Source organism: Streptococcus sp. 27098_8_99 (genome assembly GCF_041431935.1).
Taxonomy (GTDB): Bacteria; Bacillota; Bacilli; order Lactobacillales; family Streptococcaceae; genus Streptococcus; species Streptococcus parasanguinis_D.
This window is the reverse complement of sequence record NZ_JAPVYQ010000015.1, coordinates 20,605-34,891: the sequence shown is the minus strand read 5'-3', so window position 1 is coordinate 34,891 and position 14,287 is coordinate 20,605. Positions and strand designations below refer to the sequence as shown.

The window sequence follows — 14,287 nt, the reverse complement described above, 5'->3', positions numbered from 1 at the left end:
GTTAACGTATGAAGGACTTAACCTTCACGTTTTTTGCTGACTACAAAGCCTGCTAAAGCTAGTGAGGTCATGCCAAAGAGGCTAAGGACTGTGGAAGCCAATTCTTCTTGACCTGTTTTTGGAAGACCCGTTGCTGGTGTAGCAGCTACTTCTGCTTGGCCACCCGTATGATAAGTGACAGCGACTGGTTTGACACTTGCCACTTCTTTTGTTTCGCTTGCAGCTGGTTGAACTGGAGTTACTGGGTTTTCAGGTTGAGGTGTTGGGGTAGTAGGAGTCACTGGAGCTACAGGATGGACTGGATTTACAGGACTTACTGGATCAACTGGCGATGGCTGTGGTTCCGGTTGTGGTTGTGGTTGAGGTTCTGGAGTTGGTTTTTCTTCTTCCACTTTTTCCACAAATGTCTTGTTACCCAAGATTGAAGCAGATAACTTCTTCCCTGCCTTATTCACATCTTCGATGTATTGGATAAAGACTTCTGTATCCGGATTAATAGCTCCGATCAATTTTGTATCACGGAAGACTGAGAAGCCATCTCCACCACCATACAAGAAGTCGTTGATAATCGCTTTGTAGGTCTTGGTACGATCAATTTCTGTGCCATCTGCCTTGTAGACTTTCACGACCTTATAAGGATTTTCTTCCGTCGCATCGGCTGGTTTAGTATAGGTGTACTTGATCCCTGCCATTTGCAAGAAGTAGAGTTCTTTCTCATCATACTGTTGGTCCAAAGCTTTATAGATTTGTTCTCCAGTAATTTCGACTACTTGAAGAATATTTCCAAATGGTTGCACGGCTTGAGCTGCACCCCAGGTTACAGTTCCATCTGGTTTCACCACAAGGTCTGCACGAATTCCCCCATTATTGGTGAAGGCAAAGTCTACGTCTGGATAACCTGATTTTTTGGCAATATCTAGTTGCGCTGCTGTGACCAGATCCCCAACAGCACTTTCTTTTTGCTCATTCAATTCACGAGTGATATTTTCTGCTTTTTCTGCTGAACCAATTTTCGCTTCTGTTACCTTTTTAACAGTCATGTTGGCTTCATTGATGATCGCTTGAACCTTGGCATCTTTTGCTTTGCCTTTCGATGGATCTACCGCAATAATTTTAGCAGTTGGAGCTTTGACAAAGTCAGCTGTATCTGTATCTAGGACTCCGCGGACATCAGAGTAGGCCTTTCCTTGAGAAGTTCCTTGCACAATCAAGGTATTTCCGACCATTCCATTTGTATATTGGTGGTTGTGACCTGCAAAGACGATATCCACTGAGTTTTCAGGATAGATTTGGTTTAATTTTTTGATCATGTCTGCAGCTGGGCCTTCTGCTACACCATTCTTACTAGTGGCAGCAACGTGGGCCAAGACAGCGATAGCATGAACGCCTTGGTCATTTAATTCACGCGCATATTTGGCAATCGATTCTGCTTCATCCAAAACGCGGTATTGTTCATGATTTTTACGCAAAACAAGATTTGGGAATTCTGTCGTAACAACCCCGATAAATCCGACTTTAACAGTCTTATCATTGACTGGGATTTCTTTGATGGTATAAGGCTTCCAGTCAAATGGGATTTTGTTAGTATCCTTGTCGACCAAGTTGGCAATCACGACTTCTTGTTTGGAAGCTTCATGAGGATACTCATCGACGATCTTATTGAATTGACCAGGTGTTGGGGCTTCTCCCTTCATGATCCGGTTGAATTCACCAAGTCCTTCGTCAAACTCGTGATTACCAAGGGTTCCGTATTCAAAGTTCATTTCGTTGAAGACTTTTACAGTTGGTTCATCTTGAAGGAGGGCAGAATTGGCTGGACTAGCTCCGACCATATCTCCAGCTTGCACACGGATGCTGGCATTTGGCGTTCCGGCATTCTCCGTTTCAAAGTCTTTTTGCGAATCGTTCAAATAGGTTGCCAAAAGTGGGGCTGTTCCTGCGTTTTTCACAGTTTCGCCTTCTAAACGAGCTGTCCCCGTTTGTTCCAAGGCACCGTGGAAGTCATTGACTCCCATGAACTGCACTGGCAATTCATCTGCGAAAACGCTATTGATCGCAAAAACACTAAGACCTGCAGCAACCGCTAGGATACTGCTTTTCAAGATAACTTTTTTCTTCATTAAATACTCCATTTTCTAATGTCGGACACTTCTCCAAAGAGGAGAAAACAAAAAGTTGATTTGCTGCAATCAGCTCTTCCATTTTACTATTTTTTCGGTTTTTCTTCAATATTTCTTTGAAAACTCTTCCATCTTTCTCTAGAAAACGCTTGATTCCCGAACATCTCTCCCCGTATTTTTATTCTCTACTGCATTCAAATCACAAAAAAGCCGGATTACTCCGGCTATTTAGAATGTAGACAAACTATTTTAAAGTAAAATAAGTAAAGTTGTTCTGCAAAGAAATAAAAATGAGTTCCAATTTTTAAATCGATTCCAAAAAATGCCGAAACTTTCCGCTGTGAGAAAAGTGCCTGAAACAATAACGTTTCAGGCACTCGGAATTATTGAGACCCTAGGCTCAATAATTAGTCATGGAACTTCGAAGAAGTTCGCTGACGTCCGTACTCACCTAAGGAAAGTTTTTAATATGACTTTGTCTTAAATCTAAAAAGCCGGATTACTCCGGCTCTTTCTATTATTTATTTACGTTTTCCCATTTCCAGTTTTGAACTTCTGGAATGTCATCTCCATTTTCACGGATATAGGCGTTGTGGAAGGCTACTGTTTCATCCATTTGAGCTACAAAGTCGCTTGCTACTTCTCCAAGAGCTGCATTAGCAGCATCTTGTGCCAAGTGGAAGCGGTCCAACTCAGACATAACACGCATATCGAATGGTGTTGTGATATCTCCGTTTTCACGGTAACCATGCACACGCAAGTTGTGATTGTGACGGTTGAAGAAGATGTCACGGATCATGCCTTCGTAACCATGGAAGGCAAAGATCACAGGTTTGTCAGCAGTGAAGACCTTGTCGAACTCTTCATCTGAAAGTCCACGCGCGTCGACTGATGGGTGACGCAATTTCAAGATGTCTACAACGTTAACAAAGCGGATCTTCAATTCTGGGAAGGCTTTGTGAAGAATCGTTACGGCTGCAAGTGCCTCTAAGTTTGGCTCTGTACCTGCTGCTGCAATGACTAGATCTGGCTCTTCATCTGCTGAAACAGTTGATGCCCAATCGATCACCTTGTATCCTTCACGAACCAATTCTTCTGCTTCATCAGCTGAGTAGAATTGAGGACGCGGGTGTTTAGAAGAAACGATCAAGTTGATCACATCTTCTGCCTTGAAGGCTTGGTCCATCACTGCAAGCAACGTATTGGTATCTGCTGGCAAGTACTCACGGATGTATTCAGGAGTTTTCTCAGCTAAGTGAGTCAAGATACCTGGATCTTGGTGAGTGTAACCATTGTGGTCTTGTTGGAAGACTGTTGAAGTCGCAATCAAGTTCAAGGCAGGGTAGTTTTTACGCCATTTCGTGTGAGTCTTAGATTTACGCAACCATTTGAAGTGTTGAGTAATCATAGAGTCTACGACACGAAGGAAGGATTCGTAAGATGCGAAGAATCCATGACGACCTGTCAAGACATATCCTTCGAGCATTCCTTCTGCTTGGTGCTCTGACAATTGAGAGTCAATCACACGTCCAGCAGGGCTCAAAGCTTCATCGTAGTCTGGTTTCATACGTCCTAACCATTGACGACTTGTACGTGTGAAAACTTCTTGAAGACGGTTTGATTTGGTTTCATCTGGTCCAAAGATACGGAAGTTGTCTGGGTTCGCATCCACCAAGTCTGCTGCATACTTACCAAATTCGATCATATCTTGCGCCATGATAGCACCTGGTCTTTCAATCTTGAAGGCATGTTTCTTCCAATCAGCTGTGTTCATTGGTTTGATCACACCAGCATTTGTGATTGGGTTCATCGCCATGCGACGGTCACCTTTTGGTGCGATCTCAGCAATTTCAGGAAGTAATTTACCAGTTTCGTCAAACAACTCAGCTGGACGGTAAGATTCCAACCATGAAAGAAGGGCATCCACATGCTCCATGTGGTGAGCATCTACTGGGATTGGAACTTGGTGAGCACGGAAGCCACCCTCGATTGGTGTTCCTTCCCAAGCTTTTGGTCCAGTCCAACCTTTAGGAATACGAGCAATCAAGACAGGGTATACTGGTTGAGTTGCTTCTTCTGCAGAACCTTTACGGGCTTCTGCTTGGACTTTCTTGATTTCTTCAATCGCTTCGTCCAATTTCTCTGCAAACAAAGCGTGAGCAGCTTCGTGGTCATCAGAAATAGCGGTTACGTTTGCAAAGATTGGTTTCCAACCAAGACCTTCAAAGAAGAGGGCCAATTCTTCGTCTGTTTTGCGTTCGAAGATCGTTGGGTTGTGGATTTTCCCTCCGTTGAGGTAGAAGATTGGAAGAACAGCACCATCGTTGACTGGGTTCAAGAAGGTATTTGACAACCATCCTGCCATCAATGGACCTGTTTCTCCTTCACCGTCACCGATCACTGTTGCAGCAATCACATCTGGATTATCCAATACAGCACCTGCAGCGTGAGAAAGGGCATAGCCAAGTTCTCCCCCTTCATGGATAGATCCTGGTGTTTCAGGCGCCGCGTGAGAAGCGATCCCTCCTGGGAATGAGAAGATCTTACACAAGTGTTTGAAACCTTCTTCGTTTTGAGGGATAGTTGGATTCAATTCAGTATATGAACCATCTAAGTAAGAGTTAGATACCATTACTTGTCCACCGTGACCTGGTCCTTCAATGTAGAACATATCCAAGTCGTATTTGTTGATGGTACGGTTCAAGTGAGCATAGATAAAGTTTTGCCCTGGTACAGTTCCCCAGTGCCCGATTGGGTGAGCCTTCAAGTCATTTTCAACGACTTCACGCTTCAACAATGGGTTATCTTTTAAGTACATTTGAGCAGCTGAAATGTAGTTGGCTGCACGCCACCAAGCGTCTACTTTATCCAAGTAAGCTTTGCTGTTATAATCGACAGTCATCTTGTCTCCTCACAATTTCTAGACAGGTCTGTTGAACAACCTGTTCGTTTGATGAATAATTTAAACACTCTGTTTTCAAGATCAAACAGATGATATTGAAGAAAATATTCAATATTACTTCTATTCTATCAAGAATTTCTATTTTTGTACATTAGAAAGTAAGAAAAATATTCTTTGATGATCAAATTTTTATTATCCGATAAAGCGTTCCCATTTACTGTGGAGATCTGATAGAAAAAAGACCCTGCTGATTTTTACAAACCAGCAAGGTCTCGACTGAAATGGAGTAGTTTAAATGACTTTTTGACCTTTCTTGTAAACATCTGTCACTAGATTGGTCGCAAAGAAATAGAAGAGATAGTCTAGATTTGGCGCATCAAAGATGGTAATGTCAGCCTGCTTGCCAGCATCGAAAGAACCGATCGTTTTGGCACGATCTACTGAGTAGGCTGCATTGATGGTCACTGCATTGAGAATTTCCACTGGAGTTAGGCGCATCATGAAGCAACCCAGATGCATGGCAAACTGAAGATTGGCTGTTGGACAAGATCCTGGATTGCTGTCCGTTGTTAGGGTAATGGCCATGCCAGCATCCAACATCTTACGAGCCGGTGCATAAGTATCTTCCATGAGGCTAAAGGTTGTTGCAGGCAAAAGATTTCCAATGACTTTTGCTTTTGCTAATTTTTGAATGCCCTCATCGGTAATGACCATCAGGTGTTCTGCGCTGGTGGATTGCAATTCAGCCGCTACGTCAACACCTCCAATAGACTCAATTTCATCCGCATGGATCCGTAACTTGAAGCCCATTTCCTTAGCTTTCGAAAGAAGATAGCGAGATTCTTCTGCTGTAAAGACCCCTTTTTCACAGAAGATATCACAGAACTCAGCTAACTGTCCTTCTTTCACTTTTGGAAGCATTTGTTCCACAATGAGATCTAAATATTCTTGGGAACGGCCCTTGTACTCTGTAGGAATCGCATGGGCTGCCATAAAGGTAGATACCAAGTCTATTTGATGATCCCGATCCAGTGCAGCGACAACATCCAACTGGCGTTTTTCAGTTTCCCAATCCAAACCATAACCGCTTTTCGCTTCAACGGTTGTCACCCCATGGCGCAACATGTAGTCCAACAGTCGTTTGGACTTGTCATAGAGGGTGTCAAAGGAAGCTTCCCGTGTCGCCCGAACGGTGCTTAGAATCCCTCCGCCTTGGGCGAGGATGTCTAAGTAAGAAACACCTGCTAATTTTTTAGCAAATTCATGCTCCCGACTGCCTCCATAGACTAAGTGGGTGTGGCAATCAATCAGGCCAGGGGTCGCAACTTTTCCTTCACAGGATTTTACTTCTGTATGGTCATCGATCAGTTCTGGGGCTGGTTGCCCTGTCCCAACTGCAAGAATCTTTCCATCTTTAATGGCGATATAAGCATCTGAAAGAATTTTTGCCTCTGCCATCTCCTTACCATAGAGAGGATGACCCAGATCATTTGGACAAAACAATTGGTTAAAGTGGGTTAATAGGATATCAGCTGACATATGAAACATTCCTTTCTATTTCCATCGTTATTCATTTTACAATTCTACAGAAAAAGCGTCAAAAAAAAGTCAAAAAGTTTTCCCCTCATTTTTTTTTGCTTTATTAAAAATTATATTTTTTTTTGACTCTTTATTGACGTTTCTTAGATACAATAAAGAAAATACAAATTCACAGTCCAACTATAAGGAGGGTTCTGCTATGTCATTTATAGACGAGAAAGAAATTGCAGCTGCTATGTCTGTCAAACTTGACTTTGATGTCCTACCTGAAAAGGCGACTTTTCAAGAAGGCATTCGTCGTGCACCGGATAGAGGCTTCCGCTTAACGCAGGCTCAGACCGAAATTGCCCTTAAAAACGCTCTGCGTTACATCCCTAAAAAATTCCACCAAGAGTTGATCCCAGAATTCCTAGAAGAACTAAAAACTCGCGGTCGAATCTATGGCTATCGCTTCCGTCCAAAAGATCGCATCTATGGAAAACCAATTGATGAGTACAAAGGAAAATGCACTGCTGCTAAGGCTATGCAAGTCATGATTGACAACAACTTGAGCTTTGAAATTGCCCTTTATCCTTATGAATTGGTTACTTATGGAGAAACAGGATCTGTCTGTGCTAACTGGATGCAATACAACTTGATCAAGAAATACTTGGAAGTGATGACAGAAGACCAAACCTTGGTCGTTGAATCTGGTCACCCTCTTGGCCTCTTTAAATCGAAACCAGAAGCTCCTCGCGTCGTCATTACTAACGGTCTCTTGATCGGTGAATATGACAACATGCACGACTGGGAAATCGCTGAAGAGATGGGCGTTACCAACTACGGTCAGATGACGGCGGGTGGCTGGATGTACATCGGCCCTCAAGGGATCGTTCACGGTACCTTCAACACCCTTCTTAATGCTGGACGTCTTAAACTCGGTGTGGCTGATGATGGCGACTTGACTGGTAAACTCTTCATTTCATCTGGTCTCGGTGGGATGAGCGGTGCTCAAGGGAAAGCAGCTGAAATTGCAAAAGCTGTTGCCATTGTCGCTGAAGTCGACCGCTCTCGGATCGAAACGCGCCACTCTCAAGGCTGGATTAGCCAAGTGACCGACAGTGCCGAAGAAGCTGTGAAATTGGCTCAAGCAGCACTGGAAGCTGGTGAATCAACTTCTATTGCCTACCATGGTAATATCGTAGACTTGCTTGAATATGTCAATGAACACCAAGTTCACGTTCATCTCTTGTCTGACCAAACCTCTTGCCACAACGTCTATGATGGTGGCTATTGCCCAGTTGGTATCAGCTTTGAAGAACGGACACGTTTGCTGGCAGAAGACAAAGAAACCTTCCATCGTTTGGTCGATGAAACCTTGGCTCGTCACTTCGCAGTGATTAAAGATTTAACGGCTAAAGGCACCTACTTCTTCGACTACGGTAATGCCTTCATGAAATCTGTTTACGACTCAGGCATTAAGGAAATTTCTAAGAATGGTTTGGATGATAAGGACGGCTTCATTTGGCCATCTTATGTAGAAGATATCATGGGACCTATGCTCTTTGACTATGGTTATGGTCCATTCCGTTGGGTCTGCCTCAGCGGTAAACACGAAGACTTGATTGCAACTGACCATGCAGCTATGGAAGCGATCGATCCAACTCGTCGCTACCAAGACCGCGATAACTACAACTGGATTCGCGATGCTGAGAAGAACCAATTGGTGGTTGGTACCCAAGCTCGTATCCTCTATCAAGATTGTATGGGTCGTGTCAACATTGCTTTGAAATTCAATGAACTCATTCGCCAAGGCAAGATTGGACCGGTCATGATCGGACGTGACCACCACGACGTATCTGGTACAGATGCTCCATTCCGTGAAACATCAAACATCAAAGATGGATCAAACGTTACTTGTGATATGGCGGTTCAATGTTACGCTGGTAACGCTGCCCGCGGTATGAGTCTCGTGGCTCTCCACAATGGTGGTGGTACTGGTATCGGTAAAGCCATCAACGGGGGATTTGGTCTCGTACTAGACGGTAGCCACCGGATCGACGAAATTATCAAATCTGCTATTTCATGGGATACCATGGGCGGGGTTGCTCGTCGGAACTGGGCACGGAACGATCATGCTATTGAAACAGCGATCGAATACAACCGTCTCCATGCAGGAACAGACCACATCACTATTCCTTATCTTACAGACGAAGATTTGGTCAAAGAAGCTGTTCAAAAATTGTTTTAATATAAAAAAATAAAAACTGAGAAAGGGGAGGAAAAAACAAAGACTTCTCCTCCCCACTTCTCCTATAAAAAGAGGTAATTATATGGCAAAAATTGTTGAGTGTATTCCGAACTTTTCTGAAGGACGCAATCAGGCTGTGATCGACGGATTGGTAGCCACAGCAAAAAGCATCCCAGGGGTCACATTATTAGACTACTCGTCTGATGCCAGTCATAACCGCAGCGTCTTTACACTCGTTGGGGATGAAGAAAGCATTCAAGAAGTAGCTTTCCAATTAGTGAAATATGCATCTGAAAATATCGATATGACCAAGCACGAAGGCGAACACCCTCGGATGGGGGCAACAGACGTTTGTCCATTCGTTCCGGTCAAAGATATCACTACGGCTGAATGCGTTGAAATCGCTAATAAAGTGGCCGAACGCATCAATCGCGAATTAAGTATTCCAATCTTCCTTTACGAAGATGCCGCAACTCGTCCAGAACGGAAAAACTTGGCTAAAGTGCGCAAAGGACAATTTGAAGGAATGCCAGAAAAATTGTTGGAAGAAGACTGGAAGCCAGACTACGGCGAACGCAAGATTCACCCAACTGCAGGGGTTACAGCCGTTGGTGTCCGTATGCCACTCGTTGCGTTCAATATTAACCTTGACACAGACGACCTAGATATTGCCAATAAAATTTCTAAAATCATTCGTGGATCAAGCGGTGGATACAAATACTGTAAAGCGATCGGTGTCATGCTAGAAGATCGTAACATCGCCCAAGTCTCTATCAACATGGTCAACTTGGAACAATTCCCATTGTATCGTGTCGTTGAAACCGTTCGTTTCGAAGCACAACGCTACGGGGTTCGAATCATCGGAACAGAACTCATCGGACTTGCTCCTGCTAAAGCTTTGATCGACTCAGCTGAATACTACTTGCAATTAGAAGACTTTGACTACAGCAAACAAGTCTTGGAAAATCACTTGTTGGGTTAGAAAGGGGATCTATGAAACTAGTTGACTTAAGTATTACAGAGTTTGCCAAGGTCCTTGGTTCAGATGCTCCAGCTCCAGGTGGTGGTTCTGCTGCTGCCCTATCCGCTGCGAATGGGATTTCCCTTACAAAAATGGTCTGTGAACTGACCATTGGAAAGAAAAAATACGCAGAATTTGAAGACCACATCAAAGGGATTCACGAAAAAAGCGCTCACCTCCAAGACCAGTTACTAGAAGCTATTGACAAGGATACAGAAGCTTTCAATGTCGTATCAGCTGTCTTTGATCTTCCAAAAGAAACGGAAGAAGAGAAAGCCGCTCGTCGCGAGGCCATGCAAAAAGCTTTGAAACATGCGACAGTATCTCCTTTCTCTATGATGGAGCTCATCGTTGAGGCGCTTGAAACCACCAAAGAAGCTGTTGGCAAGTCCAACACCAATGCGGCGAGTGACCTAGGGGTGGCTGCTCTCAACCTTAAAGCTGGCCTTCAAGGGGCTTGGCTCAACGTCCTGATCAACATTTCAGGAATCAAGGACCAAGACTTTGTCCAAGAATACCACGGCAAGGGTCTCGAACTCCTCCAAGCAGGCTCTGATCTTGCAGACAACATTTACCAAACCATTTTAGAAAGTCTATCATAAACCTAACAAACAAAAAGAAAGAAGGGATTCTATGGTTTTATCGGATATTGAAATTGCCAATTCTGTCCAAATGAAGCCCATTACCGATATCGCTGCTGAACTTGGATTGACCGAAGATGACATTTCGCTCTACGGAAAATACAAGGCCAAAATTGATAGCAACCAACTGGAACAACTCAAGGATAAGGAAGATGGAAAGCTGATCCTCGTGACAGCCATCTCTCCGACACCTGCTGGAGAAGGAAAGACAACCACCTCTGTCGGCTTAGTCGATGCCCTCTCAGCTATTGGTGAAAAAGCCGTCATTGCTCTGCGCGAACCTTCTCTTGGCCCTGTCTTTGGGATCAAGGGTGGAGCTGCCGGTGGTGGATACGCCCAAGTGGTTCCAATGGAAGATATCAACCTTCACTTTACCGGAGACTTCCATGCCATTGGGATTGCCAATAACCTGCTTGCAGCTTTGATTGACAACCACATTCACCATGGAAATGAGTTGGGCATCGATTCTCGTCGGATTACCTGGAAACGGGTGGTCGACATGAACGACCGTCAACTCCGCCATATTGTCGATGGCCTTCAAGGAAAAACAAACGGGGTTCCTCGTGAAGATGGCTTTGACATCACAGTGGCTTCTGAAATCATGGCTATTCTCTGTCTCTCAGAAAATATCCTTGACCTCAAAGAACGCCTCGATCGCATCATTATTGGGTACAACTACCAAGGACAACCAGTCACAGCTAAAGACCTCAAGGCTGGAGGTGCTATGGCAGCCGTCCTCAAAGATGCCATCCATCCAAACTTGGTACAAACCTTAGAACATACTCCTGCTATCATCCACGGCGGACCATTTGCCAATATTGCTCATGGCTGTAACAGTGTGCTGGCTACTAAACTAGCTCTCAAATATGCAGACTATGTTGTGACAGAAGCTGGTTTTGGAGCAGACTTAGGTGCTGAAAAATTCATTGATATCAAGTGCCGCATTGCCGGACTCAAACCTTCTGCCGTAGTCCTCGTCGCAACCATCCGAGCCCTCAAGATGCATGGTGGAGTTGCCAAAGCGGACTTGGCTACTGAAAATGTCCAAGCCGTTATCGATGGTCTGCCAAACCTAGACAAACACTTGGCCAACATCCAAGAAGTCTATGGCCTACCTGTGGTCGTTGCCATTAACAAATTCCCACTGGATACAGAGGCAGAGCTAGAAGCTGTCTATGAATCTTGTAAGAAACGCAATGTAGATGTGGTTATTTCAGATGTCTGGGCACATGGTGGTGCTGGTGGACGCGACCTAGCTGAAAAAGTCATTCAACTGGCTCAAGAAGAAAACCACTTCTCTTATGTCTATGACCAAGAAGACAGCATCGAAACGAAATTGACCAAGATTGTTACAAAAGTCTATGGTGGTAAAGGAATTAGCTTAACACCAGCAGCCAAACGCGAACTTAAAGAATTGGAAGCTCTTGGCTTCTCAAACTACCCAATCTGTATGGCCAAAACGCAATACTCCTTCTCAGATGATGCCAAGAAAATGGGAGCACCAAAAGATTTTACTGTTAACATCAGCAATCTCAAGGTAGCTGCCGGAGCTGGCTTCATTGTAGCTCTCACGGGTACCATCATGACCATGCCTGGTCTACCAAAAGTACCTGCCAGTGAAAAGATTGATATCGATGCCCACGGCAATATCACTGGTCTCTTTTAAGAAAGAAGGCGTCCTATGGTGACTATCCTTCATCTTACCCCCGCAGATTATCAAATTTCTACCTGGTCCGGTGGCCAAACCACCCAACTCTTTCTCTCCCCAGAGGGAGGAAGTTATCCAGATCGGACTTTTGACTTCCGCCTCTCCACTGCAACGGTAGAGGTTGAAAAAAGTAACTTTACCGATCTCACTGGCTACCACCGAATCTTGATGCCCTTGAATGCCTCCATTCGACTCAACCATCAACAGAAAGAAGTGGTTTTGAACCCCTTTCAAAGCTACTTCTTTGATGGGGGAGATCCTGTATCTAGCCAAGGGACTTGTCAAGACTTTAATTTGATCTACAAACCTTCTTATCAGGGGCATATGAGTGCTGTATCCCCAAAAGAGAGTGTCAAAAGTCAGAGTCGCTATCAATTGATCTATGCTCTCTGTCCGCTAACACTAAAATGGGGAACAAATCATTCTCAAATCCTCCAAACTCACGAGCTCCTGGTGATCGAACAACCATCTCCTCTTCAAGAGATGACAATCACGTTTTTACCCCATCAGTCTGGGGAGCAACCGATTGCTATCTGGACTGGACTACAATAATGTTCACAAAGGAGAAACATTATGAACGGAGCACATAAACAGTCGATTGAGGAACAAGAAAAAGCTAAATTCAGCTTTAGTGGTGCCACTCTATACGGTATCAACGCCGTAATCGGATCTGGCATCTTCCTCCTCCCTCAAAAAATATATTCTGGCCTCGGACCAGCCTCTCTAGCTGTCATGTTCGGAGTAGCCGTTCTCGTCATGCTACTATCAGCCTGTCTGGCTGAAACGGCTGGCTACTTCGATAAAAACGGTGGAGCCATGCAATACTCAAAAGCCGCTTTCGGAGACTTCGTTGGCTTTAACGTTGGGATTCTCGGTTGGGCCGTTACAGTTATCGCCTGGGCTGCCATGTTAGCCGGCTTTGCTAAGATCTTCATCATTACCTTCCCAGCATTTGAAGGCTACAACCTTCCGATCAGTATCGGTATGCTGATTCTCTTGAGTCTGATGAACATCGCCGGTCTGAAAACCTCTAAGATGTTCACTCTGACAGCTACTGTTGCAAAATTAATTCCAATTGTCCTCTTCTCGCTCTTTGCCATCTTCTTCATTTCTGGCGGGGTAAGCAAGGGCAACTTCACACCTTTCCTTCAATTGGAAAGTGGAACAAGTCTCTTCAGTTCTATTTCTAGTACAGCCGTCTACATCTTCTACGGTTTCATCGGATTTGAAACCATGTCTATCGTTGCAGGGGAAATGCGCAACCCTGAAAAGAACGTTCCCCGCGCTATTCTAGGTTCTATCAGTATTGTATCTGTTCTCTACATGTTGATCATCGCTGGAACAATCGCCATGCTTGGTGGTCGCATTATGCAAACCGGTGCACCGGTACAAGACGCATTTGTCGAAATGATTGGCCCTATCGGAGCTCCACTCGTTTCTTACGGAGCCCTCATTTCAATTGCCGGTCTAAACATTGGTGAATCCATCATGGTCCCTCGTTTTGGTGCCGCATTAGCAACTGAAAAACTCTTGCCAGAGGGCCTTGGAAAAACAAACTCTAAGAATGCTCCTGTCATTGCCATTATCATTTCTGGTATCTTCGCTTTCTTACTCTTGTTATCTGGCTCTTTCGAATCATTAGCAACCTTCAGCGTAGTCTTCCGTTTCTTCCAATACATTCCAACTGCTTTGGCAGCACTCAAACTCAGAAAAATGTATCCAGACAAAAAGGTTACCTTCCGAGTGCCATTTGGTCCTGTTATCCCAATTTTAGCTGTTGTGATCAGTATCTTGATGATTGCAGGGGACAATCTAATGAACTTTGCATGGGGAGCTATCGGTCTAGTGATCGCTAGTGGACTTTATTTCGTTTTCCACGGAGATAAACTAGGTAAATCATAAAGCATTCTTCACTCATTTTCTTAATACACTAGATGGGAACGTAGACGGGAGCGAAGCTCGGTTTTGCTCCCTAGCCCATCTAGGACTCTACGAATATCAAACCTGAGCCCTTTTCTCTAAGACTCTTCTCAAACTTCTTAAGATCAATAGACAATGGGCTCATGTTTGGTATTCAAACTGAAGTAAACACATCTACTTCCACAGAACAATTATTCATAATCGGA

The 14,287-nt window shown here is 44.3% G+C and carries 9 protein-coding genes; 6 read left to right on the top strand and 3 right to left on the bottom strand.

All coding sequences use genetic code 11. The features are described from left to right. Positions 1 to 17: 17 nt before the first annotated feature. The 3 genes from O3605_RS08620 to hutI form a co-directional block, all read right to left on the bottom strand. Complete coding sequence (locus O3605_RS08620; RefSeq protein ID WP_371585911.1) at positions 18 to 2,120, bottom strand: surface-anchored 5'-nucleotidase; 2,103 nt, start codon at positions 2,118 to 2,120, stop codon at positions 18 to 20. Positions 2,121 to 2,637: 517 nt separating this feature from the next. Next, positions 2,638 to 5,022 (bottom strand): phosphoketolase family protein, encoded by a 2,385-nt coding sequence (locus O3605_RS08615; RefSeq protein WP_371585909.1) that lies wholly within the window; start codon positions 5,020 to 5,022, stop codon positions 2,638 to 2,640. Positions 5,023 to 5,313: 291 nt separating this feature from the next. Then, positions 5,314 to 6,561 (bottom strand): imidazolonepropionase, encoded by a 1,248-nt coding sequence (gene hutI, locus O3605_RS08610; protein WP_371585907.1) that lies wholly within the window; start codon positions 6,559 to 6,561, stop codon positions 5,314 to 5,316. Between the two features lie 199 nt (positions 6,562 to 6,760). Between hutI and hutU the strand changes: the two genes are divergently transcribed. From hutU to O3605_RS08580, 6 genes are all read left to right on the top strand, one after another. Then, positions 6,761 to 8,791 carry a urocanate hydratase gene (hutU, locus tag O3605_RS08605; protein WP_371585905.1) on the top strand — a complete coding sequence of 677 codons (2,031 nt, stop codon included), beginning with the start codon at positions 6,761 to 6,763 and terminating at the stop codon, positions 8,789 to 8,791. A gap of 82 nt (positions 8,792 to 8,873) precedes the next feature. Beyond that, positions 8,874 to 9,773 (top strand): glutamate formimidoyltransferase, encoded by a 900-nt coding sequence (gene ftcD / locus O3605_RS08600; RefSeq protein ID WP_371585903.1) that lies wholly within the window; start codon positions 8,874 to 8,876, stop codon positions 9,771 to 9,773. Positions 9,774 to 9,784: 11 nt separating this feature from the next. Then, positions 9,785 to 10,414 carry a cyclodeaminase/cyclohydrolase family protein gene (locus tag O3605_RS08595; RefSeq protein ID WP_371585901.1) on the top strand — a complete coding sequence of 210 codons (630 nt, stop codon included), beginning with the start codon at positions 9,785 to 9,787 and terminating at the stop codon, positions 10,412 to 10,414. 31 nt (positions 10,415 to 10,445) lie between these two features. Continuing rightward, positions 10,446 to 12,119 (top strand): formate--tetrahydrofolate ligase, encoded by a 1,674-nt coding sequence (locus O3605_RS08590; RefSeq protein WP_315377439.1) that lies wholly within the window; start codon positions 10,446 to 10,448, stop codon positions 12,117 to 12,119. Between the two features lie 15 nt (positions 12,120 to 12,134). Next, positions 12,135 to 12,713, top strand: a complete 579-nt coding sequence (locus O3605_RS08585) for a HutD/Ves family protein (protein ID WP_371585899.1) — start codon at positions 12,135 to 12,137, stop codon at positions 12,711 to 12,713. A gap of 21 nt (positions 12,714 to 12,734) precedes the next feature. Next, positions 12,735 to 14,063 (top strand): APC family permease, encoded by a 1,329-nt coding sequence (locus O3605_RS08580; RefSeq protein WP_371585897.1) that lies wholly within the window; start codon positions 12,735 to 12,737, stop codon positions 14,061 to 14,063. Positions 14,064 to 14,287 lie beyond the last annotated feature (224 nt).